Source organism: Pedobacter polysacchareus (assembly GCF_019802255.1).
GTDB classification, from domain to species: Bacteria; Bacteroidota; Bacteroidia; order Sphingobacteriales; family Sphingobacteriaceae; genus Pedobacter; species Pedobacter polysacchareus.
In genome coordinates, this window is sequence record NZ_JAHYSS010000003.1 from 423,051 (window position 1) to 441,818 (window position 18,768).

13 protein-coding genes are annotated in these 18,768 nt (G+C 41.4%); 1 reads left to right on the forward strand and 12 read right to left on the reverse strand.

Annotated features, from left to right (window positions below; translation table 11 throughout):
- Window positions 1-13 precede the first annotated feature (13 nt).
- The 8 genes from K7X70_RS09505 to K7X70_RS09540 all read right to left on the reverse strand — a co-directional run bounded on the left by K7X70_RS09505 (window position 14) and on the right by K7X70_RS09540 (window position 10,775).
- A complete protein-coding gene (locus tag K7X70_RS09505) occupies window positions 14-1,189 on the reverse strand; it encodes a FecR family protein (RefSeq protein ID WP_222536830.1) in 1,176 nt (391 codons plus the stop codon).
- Between the two features lie 121 nt (window positions 1,190-1,310).
- The gene (locus K7X70_RS09510; protein WP_222536831.1) at window positions 1,311-1,904 is read right to left on the reverse strand and encodes an RNA polymerase sigma factor; all 594 of its coding nucleotides are present in this window, start codon (window positions 1,902-1,904) and stop codon (window positions 1,311-1,313) included.
- A gap of 290 nt (window positions 1,905-2,194) precedes the next feature.
- A complete protein-coding gene (locus K7X70_RS09515; RefSeq protein WP_222536832.1) occupies window positions 2,195-4,012 on the reverse strand; it encodes a right-handed parallel beta-helix repeat-containing protein in 1,818 nt (605 codons plus the stop codon).
- 153 nt (window positions 4,013-4,165) lie between these two features.
- On the reverse strand, window positions 4,166-6,469 hold the full coding sequence (locus K7X70_RS09520; RefSeq protein ID WP_255607045.1) for a multicopper oxidase family protein: 2,304 nt from the start codon (window positions 6,467-6,469) through the stop codon (window positions 4,166-4,168).
- Window positions 6,470-6,579: 110 nt separating this feature from the next.
- On the reverse strand, window positions 6,580-7,068 hold the full coding sequence (locus K7X70_RS09525) for a DUF3347 domain-containing protein (protein WP_222536833.1): 489 nt from the start codon (window positions 7,066-7,068) through the stop codon (window positions 6,580-6,582).
- A gap of 71 nt (window positions 7,069-7,139) precedes the next feature.
- Window positions 7,140-7,553: a hypothetical protein gene (locus tag K7X70_RS09530; RefSeq protein ID WP_222536834.1), complete on the reverse strand. Its 414-nt coding sequence runs from the start codon at window positions 7,551-7,553 to the stop codon at window positions 7,140-7,142.
- Window positions 7,554-7,791: 238 nt separating this feature from the next.
- Window positions 7,792-8,631, reverse strand: a complete 840-nt coding sequence (locus tag K7X70_RS09535) for a DUF6266 family protein (protein WP_222536835.1) — start codon at window positions 8,629-8,631, stop codon at window positions 7,792-7,794.
- Window positions 8,632-9,041: 410 nt separating this feature from the next.
- Window positions 9,042-10,775, reverse strand: a complete 1,734-nt coding sequence (locus K7X70_RS09540) for a DUF4091 domain-containing protein (protein WP_222536836.1) — start codon at window positions 10,773-10,775, stop codon at window positions 9,042-9,044.
- Between the two features lie 305 nt (window positions 10,776-11,080).
- On the opposite strand from K7X70_RS09540, the gene K7X70_RS09545 reads away from it, so the two are divergent.
- A complete protein-coding gene (locus K7X70_RS09545) occupies window positions 11,081-11,461 on the forward strand; it encodes a DoxX family membrane protein (protein WP_222536837.1) in 381 nt (126 codons plus the stop codon).
- A gap of 83 nt (window positions 11,462-11,544) precedes the next feature.
- Here K7X70_RS09545 and K7X70_RS09550 read toward each other — a convergent pair whose 3' ends face one another.
- The 4 genes from K7X70_RS09550 to K7X70_RS09565 all read right to left on the reverse strand — a co-directional run bounded on the left by K7X70_RS09550 (window position 11,545) and on the right by K7X70_RS09565 (window position 18,692).
- The gene (locus K7X70_RS09550) at window positions 11,545-12,381 is read right to left on the reverse strand and encodes a glycerophosphodiester phosphodiesterase family protein (RefSeq protein WP_222536838.1); all 837 of its coding nucleotides are present in this window, start codon (window positions 12,379-12,381) and stop codon (window positions 11,545-11,547) included.
- Between the two features lie 66 nt (window positions 12,382-12,447).
- On the reverse strand, window positions 12,448-13,734 hold the full coding sequence (locus K7X70_RS09555; RefSeq protein ID WP_222536839.1) for a purple acid phosphatase family protein: 1,287 nt from the start codon (window positions 13,732-13,734) through the stop codon (window positions 12,448-12,450).
- 23 nt (window positions 13,735-13,757) lie between these two features.
- Window positions 13,758-15,230, reverse strand: coding sequence for a SusD/RagB family nutrient-binding outer membrane lipoprotein (locus tag K7X70_RS09560; protein WP_222536840.1), 1,473 nt, complete (start codon window positions 15,228-15,230; stop codon window positions 13,758-13,760).
- Between the two features lie 12 nt (window positions 15,231-15,242).
- Window positions 15,243-18,692: a SusC/RagA family TonB-linked outer membrane protein gene (locus K7X70_RS09565; protein WP_222536841.1), complete on the reverse strand. Its 3,450-nt coding sequence runs from the start codon at window positions 18,690-18,692 to the stop codon at window positions 15,243-15,245.
- Between the last annotated feature and the right edge of the window lie 76 nt (window positions 18,693-18,768).

The following is an 18,768-nucleotide window of genomic DNA, read 5'->3' on the forward strand; positions in this document are numbered from 1 at the left end:
TTTTAAATAGTATCTATTTCTTAACGATAATCCTCCTTCCTTCAATTTTAAAGTGGACATTCCCTGTATAATCAAGCATATTCAATAACTCAGAGACATTTTTATCCCTGGAAATCTCGCCTTTGAATTTAAAGTCAGGATCTGGCTGGGTTTCATAAACCACTTCCACATCATACCATCTGGAAACTTTAGTCATGATAGACTGTAGGTTTTCATTGAATTTGAAATAACCATTTTTCCAGGCCAGTACATCTTCGAGGTCTACATCATTGATCACTTTCATATTTCCCGGAGCAACCTGTGCTTGCTCGCCAGGTTTGAGAATCAGAGATTCGATCCCTTTAGCCGAACTGCCTGCATTGGCCGAAACTTTCACACTTCCAGATAGCAAAGTGGTTTTTACGGTTTTCTCATCGTCATAAGACATGATGTTAAAATGAGTCCCCAATACTTCCACCATCTGCCCTTTTGCAAGGACACGGAATGGAGATTTTTTATTGTGGAAGACTTCGAAATAGGCCTCTCCTTTTAATTCTACTTTTCTTTCTTTAGCGGCAAAACTTACAGGGTACTTTAAACTGGAAGAAGCATTTAAAAATACTTTCGAGCCATCTGGCAGAATCACCTGCCACTGGCCGCCACGCGGTGCTTCAATGGTATTGTATTCCGAACTGCTTTTACCGGAAGCATTTGGAGCAATCTGATAGATCAATTGTCCGTTTGCAGTTTTACTGATGGTTACGCCCTCCTGCTGTGCCAGCTGTCCATTCAGCGCATCAGTCAGGCTGATTTTCCGTCCGTCAGAAAGAGTCAGCACCGCTTTATTTTTACCAGGATGAATGTCATTTTTAACAATCTGAGGCCCAGCAGCATGTTTATCATTGCCATAGAACCATATTGCCGTTGTCGAAATCAGTACTACAGCAGCGGCAGCAGCTATACTATAACGCCAGATTGATTTTCTTGAAGGGGGGAAACCGACAGTGCGTTCAATTATAGGGCGTTCAATTTGTTGGTCAATATTTAGCCACATCTGTTGTTTTACTTTCAGATAGTCCAGGTTTTCAGGTTGCTGCTGCTGGAGCTCAGATTGCTGAACAAACCAGTTTTCGACCAGGCGTATTTCTTCCTTGGAGGCAATGCCTTCATTATACTTCCTGATCAATTCTATTACCTGTTCGTTATTCATCTACGTGTATCAGTTTTAGCACTGATTTATAGTAATAGCCATGAAAAGCCCTCAGGGGGTAGATGGAAATGACAAAAAATAGAAAATAATTATAATAGACTGATTTTCAGCGCCAAATATTTTAGTTTCTTTTGGAAAGTTCAATGATAATTAGTCCGATTGGGGCATATACGGCTAGTTTTGAACGAAGGATCTTCAAGGCATTGTTCACTTGCTTTTTTACAGTTTGATTAGAAAGACCTAGTTTATCTGCAATTTCTGCATGGGAAAGGTTGTCCTTACGGCTCATTTCAAAGATGATCCTCATTTTAGGAGGCAGATTATCAATCTCGCGCTGTACAATGATTTTTAGTTCACGCTCATCAATGTCCTCTATCGTTTCCATGCTCACTTCTGAAGCATATTTTGCTAGAGAAGCAATGTGGTCGTTTTTAAGCTTGTTGCGCTGTATGAATTTTAAGACTCGATTTCTGGCCCCGATGTAAAGGTATCCGGCAATGTTATTGTCTTCCTGAACCAGTTCCGGTTTATCCCATAGGCCCACAAATAAATCCTGTACCAGGTCTTTGGATGGCTCCTCGTCCCTTAACATCTGATTTACCTTGTAAAACATCAGCACTGCATATCTATTGTAGATTTCTGCAAAGGCCTCGTGGTTCCTGTCTTTTAAAAGACGGACCAATTCAGAATCCGTAAATTCAGAATACATTTTCATTATAACCGGTATTCCATGCCCCCCAGCATTTTAAAAAGAATAAAACAAGATTTGAGAATTAGGGGAAGGCGCTTAGCAATTAGCTAGCCTTATCATCATCCCCTCTTAACAAACGTACATAAATATTTTTTACGATCACAACTGAATTTGATTTGAGCTGGATGCCTAAGTTTCGAAATCCCCTCCAATAAAGAGTCGAAATGAGCCAGGCGCAGAAAACCACTGAAGCCAGCTGACCACAATTTGCGATCAGCGGTCTTCAGTGGTTGGTCAGTATAGAATTGCAGCTCTTATTTAGCCAGCAAATCAGTCACTTTCCCATCTACCTTATTATTCCCTAACTCCGCTCCGATTACCCTTTCAAAAAGCACTCGCTTTTTATTGGAATGGAACGCAGGATACGCCTTATTTGTGGTAATGTTATTATTTTTAAAAGTGATGCCATCTACCGATTTCGCGTACAAAACGGGCTGGTCAAAAGTATCAAACTTGTTGTTTTCTATCTTGATACCAGAATGAAAATATTTCTTTTGATTTTTAAGATCAGGGATCTCCGGATAAATCGAAATGACCGCATTGGTAAATTGATACATACTGGTCAAAGCATTGATAAAGGTATTGTTACGAATGGTGATATCTCTACAAGATCCGGTTTCATACCAGCCATTGCTATCGCCGCAAAGTACGATCGCACTACCCGAAGTATGGTCAAATAAATTGTCTGTTACCAGTGTTGGTTTTGGGGTACTGAATAACGCCCCTCTCGCCCTATTGTTACGGATGGTATTGCCCTTGAAAACTACTGAAGGTGTCCATGATAAATTTTCAATGCCTACATCTGTTTTCGAAGGATCAATCCCCTTGTCCAGCGCATTGGTAAACTCAATCTTAAATTCTTTAATCGGATCCTGCGGATGAGTTCTTATCGGAGTAATTGAAGCAATAGTATTCTTTGCATCCCATAGATCCATGGTTTTAGATTGAATGAACTGAACCGTATCCTGTACATTGCCCCAGTCGAAACCAAAAGATTGTCCTTCCATATACCTGCCGATCAGTGTATGATCATCCAATCTTTTCATCATTTTCAGATAGGTGCCATGGATATTGATCGCATCATCCATCATCCCTTCATATAAACCGTTTTTCGATACAATTGTCCCTTTACATCCAGAAAAGTGAGTGGCATCAGCTTGCGTAGTAAAATATCTAGGATCGTTTTTCCCTCTTAAGCATACACCGAAACCATCCATGTAAATGTTTTCCGTCAGCTGTGCTAAAAGGCCCATTCCTTCTGCATAATGAACTTTCACATTTTCCAAACTGATGTCTTTGCCTTTATGTACAAAAATACCTGGATTAGGACGGCCCCAGCCTCTCATTGCGATGACGGTGCCGGGAATCAGTTTTTTGTTCTTCCAATGGAATGCTTTGATCTTTCCAGGAGAAAGCTCAGCTACACCTTTAGTCCCAACTCTAATGTCGCCGCTATCAAAAATAATATGTTTAGTACCGTTTTCGAAAGCAATCCCCGAGTTCGGCTGCAGCTCCCAGTCTTCGCCCAAATTGTAGAAAGTACTGTCTTTTATTTTATATTTTACCCAAGGGGCGGTTTCAAAAGTGATACTTCCTTCTGCGGCATCATTGGCTATAATCTTTACCTGAGTAATTTGTGGTTTTTCAAAATCAATGCTCAGGTTTTTGATCTTCACATTACTGCTTTCAATCAATGCCAGAGGAAGCATGCGCCCATAAAACATCAAATCAGCTCCACGGCCATCCAGCGTAATGTTTTTAAATTTATCTAGTTCAATACCTATAGTTTTTGGGTTAACCTGATCATGATTAGAGATATATAACTCTCTTTTTACGGCTCCTTCAGGATAAAACTGATACTTTCCTTTTTGAAACTGAATCACAATGGCATCCTGATCAGTCGTTTTAGCTTTAATTTCTTTCAGTAATTTCCCCAATAGAGGGGTAATGTTTTGTCCAGTGTTTGGCTTGATGCCATAAGCGGATAACTGATAGACTTTTGTGGTAGTTTGTGCGGTTAATGGGCGTATTAAATTAAACGTTAATAAGACCAGTAAAATAGTTTTCTTCAAGTGGTTCGGTTAAATTGTGTTTATAAAATATTAGAACTCTAAAACTACGATTTTAGCCGTAAAAAGTTGACTTTTGGAACAAATACAGCGCAACTGCCAACAATGAACTCATCATTGACCACTTAACAATAGGAACCCGTAATAACCCGCAGTTTAATAGTTAAAAGTAAGTCCGGCACCATAGCCCATATCACTGTCATAATGAGTAGATAAGCCCAGGTATTTAGTCACAATATATCTAAATCCTGCCATGTACTCCTTATCTGTATTGACCATAAATTGAAAACGCAGTCGTTTTGAAATCGGAATGTCTTCTCTCATCAACTGCAGCCTAACATTTCCTTTATGGTCTACAGCAGCGTCGGCAACTACCAGCATCGGCAAAGTATACTGAAGCCCTACATGAAATACATGTCTGAGGTTTTTGGTATTGCCTTGTCCGAAAATATTCTTGTCCATCTGATCCACCGTTCTTTTGCGAAAATCCCAACCCACATAAGGAAATAACCATTGGTTTCTACCAATGTATCGTCCAAAATGACTTTCTGATTCATATCCCATTTTCCTATCAAATCCCACACGCCATTCCGTAGTAAAACGATAACGCGTATTGGACAGCATGATCTCCCCATCAGAACCATTACTTTCAATTCCAATTCTAGCCATAGGATGAAGCATGCGGTCGTCTGCTTTAAGCATTTTATAGGCATGTTCCGGCTGAGGTAATTCCGGATTTGGAGGCGAGTTTTCATAACTAAACACCCTCCCCATACCACTCATCATGTGGTACAAAATATGGCAATGAAAAAACCAGTCCCCGCCAGCTGCTGTTGCCGCAAATTCTATGGTATCCCTTTCCATCGGCATAATATCCAGGACATTTTTCATAGGTGCATTTTCTCCTTGTCCATTCAACACCCTGAAATCATGACCATGCAGGTGCATCGGGTGACGCATCATACTGTTATTGAAAAGAATAATCCTTACATTTTCTCCCTTTTTAATTAGTATTTTATCGGTTTCTGACACCGTTTTATGGTCTAAACTCCAAACATAGCGGTTCATGTTTCCAGTAAGGTCAAACTTTAATTCCTTCCATGGACCTAAAGGTAAAGTAGTCTTATTAGGATCGCGAAGCATGCCGTAGTTTAAAGTCACGATATCCCCAGGATCATCAGCCTCCGGATACATCACCGCATTCATATCCATTTCCTGATTCTGCATTTTCATCCCCTCCATCTCTATCATATTTCCCCGCATATCCATCATATCGTTCATCATCTTCATTCCGGCAAAGTATTTCAGTTTCGGTAATTTTGCAGCAGGTATTTTTTCTCCCTGACCAAACCACATAGAGGCTGATTTGCTGCGGTCTTCCGGTGTGACCAGAAATTCATAATTTTTATTTTCCGGGATGGTAATGACGACATCGTAAGTTTCAGATGCGGCGATGATGAACCGATCCACTTCTACCGGCTCCACATCGTTTCCATCGGCAGCGACTACGGTTATTTTTCCACCGGAATAGGTCAGCCAGAAATAATCAGATGCCCCGCCATTGGCTATACGTAAACGAACTTTGTCCCCTGCTTTAAACTGAGGATGAAGATCCTGGTTTTTACCGTTGACCAGAAAGGTATCGTAATACACGTCACTCACATCCATTGCAGTCATACGCTTCCATTCGTTGCTGAGCTTGGTTTTGAAATGACCGGATCTGATGGCTTCCGCATAACTTTGAGTGGTGCCTTTTTGTATGGCAAACCAATCGTTGGCATTTTTCAAACTACGATGAACTTCCTCAGGTTTCATGTTTGTCCACTCACTCAAAACGACTGGAATAGTTGGGATGTCCCACTCTTTTCTTTTGTTTATAATGAAGGCCCCATACATCCCAATTTGTTCCTGGAATCCGCTATGGCTATGGTACCAATGTGTGCCATGCTGAATGATAGGGAATTTATACACATACGTGGAATGCGGTTTAATGGGCATTTGCGTCAGGAAGGGCACACCATCCATTTGGTTTGGTAAAAATAGCCCATGCCAGTGCAGCGAAGTCTCTTCATTTAACCTGTTATGGACATAAATCAAAGCGGTATCCCCTTCGGTGAAAGTCAGTGTTGGCATTGGAATTTGTCCGTTTACAGCGATGGCACGCTTTGTTTTCTTGCCATAAGTTACCGTAGTATCTGCAACATAAAGATCATATCGTACGGTCCGGGCGAGCTGCTGATTTACCATAGTTTTAATCGGCCCTAAATTAGCTTTTGCTATTTTGATGTTTTCTATAGTCGGGTTATGGTCCTCCATCCGCATCTCCTCCTTATTTTTGGAAGGATCCTTCATGGGCATGTCCATCTTATGATGTGCTGGCATTTTCATTTCCTTCCTCTCCTGAGCAGCAGCGGCAGCAGTATAGAAGATCAATAAAATGATGCTGAATATATTTTTCATTTCCTTGATAATTAAGGCTTAGTTTAGCAAGGTAACCTGCCCGTTTATTACTTACAGGCAGGTTACAGGAATTATTGATGAAAAGAAGAACTCCTCACCAAATTGCAGTATTATTTTAAAGTTTCCTTTACTGCTCCACAGGTTAACATCTGCTTTCCATAGTAAGGGTTTTTTATCTCGGCTTTATCAGACAGCCAATAGCTCTTTTTCATCGGGCAATAGTCGTAATAAATGATCCCGTTGCTCAGCTTCACAGCTTTGGCCAGTTTAAAAATATGGATAGAAAAATCAGCGAAATGATCACGTTGATGGGCAATGTCTTTAGTATCTGAAATGTGTTCTGCATCTAATGCCAGTTTTTCCTGAAGGCCCATAAAAACCGTCCTTTCCGATGGAGTCATTGATTTAGTATCTATGCCTGTCAATGCTTTAGAGAATTCGGTCGCTTTTAAGGCTGCTGTTGCAGCATCAGCGTTTACTAACGCATTTTTGATGTCATAGTAAGCCGTTAGTAAGGATGGTGTTTGGCTGCTTTGAGCAAAACTTGGATTGATCCATGCAGTTGCAATTAAAACAACCGCTAAAAATATCTTTTTCATGATGTAATTTTTTTAATGTTTATACTTATTTCAGGTCATAGCAATAGCTATACTTACGTACTCATTAAATCTTATATCTGAAAACTTTGAATAATTATACGGATGTCTGAATTAGGCGGTCTTTCTCTATGGTTTACCTCAGCACTTTGATTGAGTTCAACAGCACTTACAGCAACGAATAGGTCATAGGCGTTAGCTGAAACTAACATCATAGGCGTCAGCACCGGCAGCTTGCTGATTTCAGGAATTAATTTACTTTGAATCAGCAAATCATCTACTAAAATCTTACAGCAAAGGTCTTCATTTGAAAAGCTCAGACCTGATGCAGTATTGGTTTTATGCACATGACGGTGTTTATGGCTTTGTGCACGATCTTGTGTACCCTGGGCTTCATGATGGTTCGCATTCATTCCTAGTGCACAGCCAAAACCCACAAGCGTATTGAGCAGGAAGATCACCAATAGAAAGATAGCTTTGCTTTTCATTTCAATACAAATCTAGTATAAAGGTGCTAAAACACTTTTACACAATTCCGTAATTTTTTTATATTTAGCCAAGCCATCCAGGATGATACAACATAGGTATTTTGCCAGGCCACAGCTCCGCAGCCCGATATCCTGGAAGCGGAAATCGGCACCCATCATTCCGACGCCATTCATCAGCATAAACCGATTGGCGGGAACAAGGAAAAATAAATGAAGAAAAGATAGCTGAGGTCTAATTTTAAGACACAGGCTTTCCTGGCAGACGGGTCAATTTATCCTTTAAAACATGGTATTCCCTTTCCAAATGCCGGAATGCCTTTGTTTTGTGAACGCCCTCCGCATCATCCATTCTTTTCTTGTGATAATCTGCAGCAACCTGATCGAAACGCATTTTAGTCAGGTAGTAATGCGCTGTTTCCGCTTTTTGAGCGGCACTTTCAGGAGCACCGTTTAGATTTCCTCCATAAAGACTATCGGAAATTAATTTGCCATTGGCTGACCTAAGGCAGACATAGATTTCCATCTGCTCGGTCATCATCCATTCCTTACTGAGCGGGATAAAACAACTCCCATCCACTCTTTTGGCCGCATTCAGGAAGGTGCTTGCCTTATTTTTACTCGGATGGCTGAGGAGTACCATCAGGATGTCATCCGTGTCCGCGTGTTCAGTATAGTCAGAATTCCAGGTTAAATTGAGTCCTTTCTCCCCTTTGCTGATGTCCAGATCTTTAATCGATTCCAGACTTCCTTTACTGAGTACCACCTTTTCATAGTTTACCTTTAAATTAGGGTATTCACCAATTAAAGCTTGTTTTTTGTTATAAGAAGTGGCCAGATTATGGGGATTGCGAATCGTCCCTGCTGATTCCAGACTAAAGCTGACATTGATAAAATCAGTCATCGGTCTCAGTAATTCCATGGTCATAGACATTGCCTGACGATTGGCCAGTTGTTTCAAGCTTGGTTTCCCTGGTTTTCCGATCCCTCGAGAGATCAATTGTCCATTTAACATATAAAAAACTACGTTTCCTATTTTCCCGGATGGGTGGCCATAAGGCCCTACAGTACATTTTGCCATGATTAAGTGGTTTATTGAGTTAAATTAATATTTCAGCAATATACTAATAAACAACACTAAAAAACTACGATAATCATTATAAATACTAACTATATTAGTATTCAATAGATGTATATTGAGGAGCTGACGAATCCCCGTTCCGAAGCTACTAAGCCAGTAAAAGCCCTAGCAACCTACACGATACGCCGATGAAAAGGCTGAAAAAGTATGATGACTACTAAAGCTGTAAAATTGGTATTTTTTGATACCTATTCCATAGTTGGCTATCTCCCTTTAAAGTAGCCTGCACATCGATTATAAATTTCGCAAGATCCGTTGCAACTGTGATTTCCTTCACCTTTCTTTTTTAAACAGCTCAGGATGAAGGAAATCACAATTTATTAATTGACAGCTATTTGCTGCAAGCTGAATTATTGATTCAGCAGTGGTTTTACTTTTTTCAGCATGTCATCAGCTGTGGTCTTCGACAATGATTTGATGTCAAAAACCTCCAGGGCCTTATTCAGGTCGTTTAGCTGTTTAGTTTGCTTATTTTTAGCATAAGCCGCTCTTAAATACTTGATTTTTTCAAAATCCTGGCCTCCTTCCACCAGTTTTTCAAACCTGATAGAACTCAGCGGGCCTGGATAAACCATATAGGTATCGCCAGCTGGCCAGGTGATAAAACGGCTATCTTTCAGCGGATTTTTAGTCCAGCTGTTATAAGCCCAACGCAAGTATCCTTCCATATTTTTACTTGCGGTATACCAGCCGATCCAAACGCCTTCTGCTGGTGAAGAGAAAGTAAAACCATTTGGATAAGGCTCCGTGCAGCAAGTATACCAGGTGCTCAGCTGACCTTTTTCCTTACGTTTGGCCAAAGTAGCTGCCGGAAACTCCCATCTTGAAGCAATGCAATACACATCAATATCTTGCTCTATTTCCGGATGAAAATCTCCAGCCAAGGCGATTTTCCAGTTTTTATCCGTCTCTTTTAATAATTTGATGACCGATTTCATGGCCTCCATTGGTCTTTCGTCCATGGCAATATAAGCTTTGCTGAACCATCCTTTTTGTTTCAGGTGTTGCGTAAAGTCCAGCAGCATCGTCTTCCAAAAAGCATTATAAGCAGGTGTACCAATTGCATCTGTAAACACCACTTCTTTTTGTGTCGCTTCATCATAATAAGTAAAAGCGATTTTCCATGGTACCATACTGTAGCAGTTGATGCGTTCCGTAATGCCGCAATCCATCACAAAAGAGATATATTTATCAAATAAGCTGTAATCATAACTCCAGTTACCATCCTTTTTCTTGGTCCATTTTACTAAACTCGGATAGTCGTCATAAGTTTGATGCCCCCAAGGTTCATTTACAATACTTGCAGTAATCGTTTTTTGGCCTGCATCGGCCAGCATCGTATAATAATCTTTCATCAATGAAAAATGTTCAGGACTCCAGAGTTTTGCCTGATGCACGCGGGCTATAGCCGCTGGATGCTGCCATAGATCTAAATCATATTGCCATTTATTAGGCGCTGGCAATGTCTTGTCCAATACCTGAACCGTTACAGCTAAAGCATACTCTTTATCCCCTTTTACCTTAATCGTGCCTTTATAATTTCCAGGAATAGTGTTGGCTGGTACTTTGATACTCAACCAAATTGGCTGGGTCGTATTCTTCTTCAGTAACACTGATTTAGTTTTTGTATCGATGGCATCAGCTACGTAAGAAGAATCGAAATCCTGTGGTTTTCGGTGGCCACAGCCATCTCTGAATTCATCAGTGATGACAAAGTCCAGAAAGCCAGCTGTCATGTTTTCTTTTTTAATCGAATGGCCTTGTGCATCTTTCAAGTCGTTAAATTGTACGCTGATATTATTCAAATCTTTGTTAGCCCAAACCAGTATTTGTGTGTGTATTTTTTCGCCTTTCCAGGCTTTTGCTCCCCAGGCTTTTTCCAGCGTTACTTTTGCTGGCAATTCTCTTGCAAAACGCACATTAGAAGACGCAAAACTTACATTTAACCCATTGGGTACTTTAGCCCATTCCGCTTTGAGCACCTGAGGATTTATCAAGGGCTTCTTTTGCAGCGCTAAGCTGGCATCCTGAGCCTTAATGTTCAAACATAAGAAGGATAGACAAATAAAAAATAGCTGTTTCATAGCTCTAAGTTAGCCAATTAGGGAAGAAGGAAAAACGGCTATTGTATCAGGACTGTTACGCAAGCGTTTGTTTAAATGTAACAATATGGATAGATTTCATCACCTACGAAAAATAATAAAGGTAAATTGAAACATCAAATCCTATGAGCTATAAAGCACACGACTCCATTTCCTTAACTATCCTTCTAATTTAGAGCAACTTAAGCGCGACTTCTTTAAGAAAAAATCTATCAAACTAATTGAAAAACCGAGTTGTTGCCTGTATATTTATCTATCAATTTATCTCTTATTAAATAATAATAATTATGAAAAGTAAAATTCTCTTTGTTTTATGCCTATTGACCGGCCTAATGTTTATCAATGCAGGATTAGATAAATTCTTTCATTACATGCCTATACCAAAGGATATGCCGGAGAAAATGGTAAAAGCAGGAAAAGCATTTATGGAAATTGGCTGGCTCATGCCATTGGTGGCTTGTGCTGAAATTACAGGTGGTTTGCTATTGATTTTCCCAAGAACCAGGGCCCTTGGCGTGATCGTTATTCTACCAGTTTTAGCAGGCATCCTGTTAACCAACATCATTATGGCTCCATCAGGCCTACCTATTGTACTCGTATTGACCGCAGTTATTCTTTGGGTAATTATTGAGGACAAAGAAAAGTACCTGCCCTTAATCAGGAAATAAGGACATGACAACACCTTCTTCTGATCAGAGGAAGGTGTCATTTCAAAAGTTATTATCGCTGTAAAAATGAAGAAATTGCGGAGTTAGCGCTCCGAAACTTTTAGTCCATTCCGCAGCTGATTTGTTTTTAAGTATTGAATCAGTGCGGCTGGGTGATCCGTTTGTACCCCCTGAACCCCTTTTTCCATGGCTATTTTCCATTTTATGGGATTCTCGTTTGCCATTTGTACATCCAAAAACACCGACAATCCGTTTTCCCTCATCGCAGCTACAAGTGCTGCGTTCGGAATATTATCGGTCGCTTCCAAAGGCATTTCTTTCAAAAAGGAGATCAGCTCATCTTTTGTTTTGATGTTTTTTGGCAAGCCAGACATCAATGGCATCTGCGGTGCCAATTCGCGCCAGGATTTATAATCTTCCATTTTGTTGATATAAACCAATACTTGATTTTCCATACCAGCAGCCCGAATTTCCTGGTAGGTCTTCAAAACATCGGCTGCTTTAAAATCCAGGTAAATGTTAATCCGGTTCCTGCAGGTCTTTAAGGCCTCCATGAAGCTTGGCACAGCATACAGTTTACCATCTTTTGCATTCAAACTTAGTTTTTGAACTTCATCCAGGTTTAAATCCTGAACTCGGCCTTTCCCATTGGTCGTTCCATCTAGGCTTTCATTGTGGAGTAAAACCAAATGACCATCGCGGGTGGTACGAAGGTCAATTTCCACATAATCAGCGCCAAGTTCAATGGCTTCCTCAATTGCGGCGATGCTATTTTCGGGTTTTACCAAATGGCTTCCCCGATGGGCAATCACGATAAATCCATTTTTAGATTTGGGCAGCGGCGCTAATGTCCGCTGTCCAAATGAAATAGAAATGAAGCTCATCAAGATCAGTGTAAAAAAAACCGTTTTCCTATTCATGATCGTCATCTATATGGTTATTATTTTATTTCTTGTGCCCTGAGTTCTTTTATTGTTTTACAGCTGTTATTGCTTTGCAGCCGGATTCAGGTCTGTAAATTCAGCGGCATGGTCTCTGCTTGTTTTTTTCAGGGAAAAAGCGTCGAACAATTCTCCAGAAGTTTTATAGGCTTCAAATTTTAAATTCTGGCCATCAATATGGATGGTTTGAAAAAGCTGTGTATTTTCCAAAGAGACATTCATCCATTTGGCACCATCCACTTTATACATTTTAGGACCGGCTACAGAAACCAGGTAAACTGGTCCGCTGGCCTCCCTGCCCGATAATCCACGCGGCAAATTTTGTCCGCGGCTATACGTATGGTCATGTCCCTGCAATACCAGGTCGATGTGGTATTGATCAAATAATGGCTTAAAGCGTTCCCTGAAATCTTTATTGTCCCTGCTTTTAGCCGTAGAAAAGATAGGATGATGAAAAGTAATTACCGTCCACAATTGCTGGTTTTCTTTTAATACCTTTTCCAGCCATTCATATTGAGTTTTAGCCGCGGCCTCATCCAGGATAATCATCTGAGAGTCTAAAGAAATGATGCGGACATTCTGATAATCGACATAATAAACCGATTCTTCCAACCCTTTTGGGCCATTACCCGGCAACGTATATTGTACGCCCCAGTGCGGATCAAGGACCAGCTTTTTCTGCTCATTTCTCACATATTCATGGTTTCCTGGAGAAGGTAAGCTAGGAATCATCCCATTGATGAAACCGCCTCCGTAATGCCACTCTCCCCATTCTTTATCATTATTGGAACGGTTGATCAGGTCGCCGGTATGGATAATGAAACGGGCATCCGGCTGCTGCGAAAATGCCTTTCTAATCACGCGTGACCATTTGGAACGGATGTCATTCTGCGCATCGCCCAGATAAATAAAAGAGAAAGGCTTATTGGTATTTGAAGCGGTGGTAAATTGAAACCACTCGCTCCAATGCTCCCCTGCGCCTACACGGTAGGCATATACCGTTCCTGGTTTCAGGTTCTTAAAAGTAACCTGATGGTATTTTGCGGTGGCATAGTTGTTTCCGCCGGATAAAACACGGGATCCTGCATCATAATTGGTCATCGATTCTTCCAGCGCAGGGCTGGCATCTTCCGCTTTAATTTGTGCTTTAGCCGCAGTAATTGTGGTATCTGTACGCCAGGTGACCGTCTGACTCACTTCAGGATTTCCGGTCCAGGTTAAAATCACGCGATCCGGAAAAGGTTTAGGATTAAAGTCCTGGGCATTGGTTTCGCTGAGGCCAGCTGTTACCAGCATGGCCATGAGCGCAATTGAACGTTTAAATTTATTCATCTTGAATTTGTGCTGTTTATAATTTATTTCAAGGACCACATCAATGTAGTTTCCTTATCGGCGCCAAAGGCGGACACTGCTTTTTGGTAGTTCAGTTTATTTTTAGCGCTTTCAGAATCCGGGAAAACGTAACGTTTTGGGATTCCTCGGCCAGCAGCAAGCGGCCCTGTGACGAAAGCAGGATATCCTGTACGACGCTGATCAAACCAGCCTTCGGCACCTTTGAACAACATCGCCATCCATTTTTGGGTCATCAGCTGCTCTTGTGTACCATCATATTTCACGATCGCCTGGTCAAAATAACTGGCAGGTGGAGTAACCGAGTAACTGCTCATTGATTCTTTAATCCCTTTATAATACAGGGATTCGGCGCTTTCGCCAGGCACAGTTAACTTGCCTTTCTGCATGGCTTCTGCCAGGATAAAGCAGAGCTCAGTATAGGTCACCAGACTTGCTTTCAGTAAAGGGTTTGAAGAGGCACCATTCTTTCTGAAAAAGCTGGACGAAAACACCGAGACATGATCCTCACCGCCATTGTACGCCGCAGGGGCATCAATTGCATTCGGTACACCAACATATCTGTTTAGATCGACTGTTGATCCTACCGTGCTTTTAACGGGTTCAACCCATACCGCCAACCTAGGATCATTTCTTTGCAGTAAACGATCCACCAGTTCCTTGCTTACTTTTGTTTTTTGGTAATCAAAATCAATCATTGCCAGGGGTCCTCCAGGCCAGCTATAGCCAGCCAGATTTCCTAAATAAGGGATTTCCGCATTATCAGCACTGCTTTCAAAAATTGGAAAGTTCGTTTTATCATTGATGATTTCCTGCATCTCGGTAAAGGCCGGGCCATAATTTTTCGAGATGCGCAGCAGCATTCTTAAGCGCAGGCTGTTGGCAAATTTCCTCCATTGCAAAGCCTTACCTTTGAACATCACATCAGCTTTGACATTGATATCCGGTGCTCCGCCTTTTAAAAGATCATTGGCTTCACGCAGTTCCTTCAATAAATCAGGATAGATCACCTGCTGCTGGTCGTACTCCGGATAAATCAAATTACTCTCTTTAGATTTCAAGGCCTGCGAATAAGGAACATCACCATATAAATCCGTTAAATAACCGAAGTTAAAGGCTTTGATAATTTTGCTGATCGCCACATATTGATTCTCAGAACGTTTCTGTGCCGTTTCCATGAAAGTTTTGTTGACAGATAAACGGGCATAAATGTCATCCCAATCCACTGGCCCCCAATCGAAAAGATCATAGCCGGTATTGCGAACCAGGGTCAGGTAACGTGCTGCCGATGCAGGTCTTCTGCCCACAGCATTTTCCTGATAGGCATAAGCGGTAGAAAGCACCACTTCCGACATCAGAAACTCTGTGTTGGTGGTTTCCGGGGAATTCGGGTTGGTATTGATTTCTTGGAAATCTTTAGTGCAGGCAGCCAATAGCGTCACACCCAGCACCAGAATGGTTTTATATTTGAATTTCATTTCTGATAGTCATTAAAAATTACAACTTAATTTAAAGCCAAAAGAGCGTGTTCCTGGCAGCGTCCAGTGACCAACGCCCAATTTGAATCCTTCGGTCACACTCATCGTGCTTTCCGGATCATAGCCCAATCCATTGGCCGTCCAGGTATACAGATTTCTACCAATCAGGGAAATAGAAAGGTTGCTGATGGGTAGTTTTCGTAACAATTGCGGATTAAATAAATAAGTCAGTGAAGCTTCTCTTAACTTCAGGAAAGTGGCCGAGTAGGTTAAGCGCTCATAGTATTTGTTATAGGTGTTGTTGTAAAAATCAGAAGCGGCAATGATGACCTTATTCTCAGCATAGCTACCATCGTTATTGGCGATAAAACCAGGAATAATCATTCCGTCATTTCTACTTCTTCCTTGAGAATCTACCCATGGCAAACCACCGCTTTGAGCATCTCTGCCTACCAGTGTATTGTCCGTTAAACCAGCATTAATCAAACTTTTAACTACGTAAGAATAGAAATTACCGCCTTTACGCCAGTCCAGCAAAACATTAAGCGTAAAACGCTTATAACTGAAAGTGTTGTTAAAACCGACTGTAAAATCAGGATTGTAATTACCTACCTTTAGGTATTCGCTGTTGTTGCGGATATAATGTCCGGTTTTATCTAATAAAGCGGCACCAGCATTTGGTCCCGTTGGTACCTTGGTATAACTTGGCGTATAGAAATCTCCGATTTTTGTGCCCTCTTTAATCAGGTAACGAATATTATCACCATCGGCACTGCCCATAGAATATTCGGGTAAACCTTCCATCAGGGAGATCACTTTGTTTTCATTCTTTGTGAAGTTCACATTCATTTCCCACTTAAAGGCTGATTTTAACGGAACGGCGAAGAAGCCAATTTCCCATCCGCTGTTTTGGATGTTACCGGCGTTGATCAATCGGTTTGAAGCACCTGAGGCAACGGTAGTAGGAATATTGATGATCTGGTTTCTTTTATTTGTTTTATACCAGGTCACATCCAGCCCTAAACGGCTGTCGAGGAAGCGTAAATCTCCACCAAACTCATAAGAAGTAGCAATTTCTGGTTTTAGGAAGTTGTTTTTAAGGTTAAACTCTATCGTAGCTCTTTTCACATCACCCCAATCCTGGTTAAAAGGAACGGTGTTGTACAATTGGTAAGGATCTGTATCACTACCTACCTGTGCCCAGTTGGCCCTGATTTTGGCAAAAGACAGCACATTAGACTTGATTTTAAACACATCTGTCAATACAGTGCTGAAGGAAACAGAAGGGTAGAAATAAGAATTGTTTTCTGGAGGAAGTGTGCTGGACCAGTCATTTCTTCCGGTCACATCCAGGAACACCATGTCTTTATAGGCAGCATGTCCCATTCCATACAAACTGTTGATCCGTTTACGGGAACTGTATTGCGAATTGGTAATTGTTCCCGCCTGCGCATTGTTGATGTTATAAATCCCAGGGATACTTAAACTTTCGGTACGCTGCGCGGTACTTCTTGCCCTTTGATCCATCTGGTTTCCTCCTGCAGAAAGGCTGAAAGACCAGTCTTCATTTAAGGTTTTCTTGTAGCTCAAAAGGAAATCTGTATTCTGCTCCTTGAAGAAACTATTGTCTACCCCATAACCACCGAATTTGAATCGTTTGGAGCTGAAAGGACGTTTGGTTTCATGCTGTTCATTGTACATATCCAGGCCGGTACGCGCCATTAAACTCAGGTCGTCGGTCAGGTCAATTACTGCCTGTACGTTCCCGGTGATGCGGTTTCTATCGTAACCATTGGTATGTTCATAAGCCACAAAAAATGGGTTATCTGAATCATCCGGTGAGAATTGTTCCAGATTTTCACGCCCTGGTTTCCAATAATTCCTCAAATCGTTGATGTTCATATTGGCAGGCATGGAATACAGCATCTGGGTAACGCTTTCCCTATAAGCCGATGGACGGTTGTCACTTTTATTATTTACATAACCGAAATTCGTACTGATTTTCAGTTTAGGATGCAGCACATAAGTTGCAGCAAGGTTTAAAGTATTCCTGCTGAGATCGGTGTTGGGAACAATCCCTTTATTCTCCAGATTGGTATAGGAAAGTCTGTAATTACCAGCTTCATTTTTGCCGGTAATGGCGATGTTATTGGTATAGGTAGAACCAGTTTCATAGAAATCTTTCACATTATTTGGATAGGATACCCAATCAGTAGGAATTGGCTTTCCATTGGCATCCAGCGGACTGTTCCATTGCAGGTGTTTGGTGCCTACATTCAATCTAGGGCCCCATGCTGAACTTGTTGAAGCCGGATCATCGGTATAATCACCAGCGCCAAACTCAGTTTGGAAATGAGGAAAGAGATAGGCTTTATCGTATTGGGCACTGGAATTGAAGCTTATTCCTAAACCTTTTTTGCTGGCGGCACCACTCTTTGTGGTAATCAGTATGACACCGCTTCCTGCCCTGCTGCCATATAAAGCGGCTGCACTGGCGCCTTTCAAAACGGTAATCGTTTCTATATCATCCGGACTGATGTCTGCAATCGGACTTCCATAATCTACTGAAGAGCGTCCAAACTCAGATGTTGCCCGTAAAGAATGTGCTACAGGAACACCATCTACCACAAAAAGCGGCTGATTATCGGTTGCAATAGAAGATTGACCACGGATGGTGATGAAAGCCGAAGAGCCAGGATCAGAACCAGTGCTCACTACATTTACCCCAGCCACTTTTCCGGCCAGGGAGTTGATCACATTCACTTCAGGAGCAGTACTTACCTCCTTTCCTTTGACTGTTGCAATGGAATAACCCAATGCTTTTTCGGAGCGTTTGATTCCTAATGCCGTGACCACCACTTCGGAAAGTGCAGTTTGATCAGGTACCAGATTGATATTCAGCACCGACTCCCCTTTTACCGCTTTTTCCTGGGTTTGATAACCCATCATTTTAAAAATCAGTACTGCAGATGCGTCCTTTACATTTAAGCTATACTCCCCGTTAAAATCGGTTACAGCAGCATTGTCTACTCCTTTTTCAATGATGTTCACACCAGGAACCGGCAGGCCCTTTTCGTCGGTTACCCTGCCTTTTACCCGGATTGCTTTTTTAATAATGATCTGGTTGTTCTGCACCTGGTAAGTCAGCTGCATTGGGGTTAATATACGCTGAAGCAAGGTGCTGACCATTTCATTATCAGCTTTAACAGTGTTTACGTACCGGTTTAAGACGGCATCTTTATTCGTGTAAACGAAAGAGAGGTTGGTTTTCTTTTCGATGTTTTTAAGTAATTCGGTTAAGGTGCCGTGTTTAAAACTGAAACTGATTCTGCTGTTGAGTTCCTGTGCTTTTAAAGGCGAGGCCTGCCCTGCGAAGAGCATTACAGAAAGAAAAATGTAGATCAGGGTAAAAAAACGCATTACTTTAAAAATTAATTGATTAGTCACTGCGGACTTTTTCATAACTTTGAGTGTTTTAATCGTGATGGGTTAAAATAAAATTGAAATTCTTAGCCGAAAGCCTGCGTCAACATGCTTC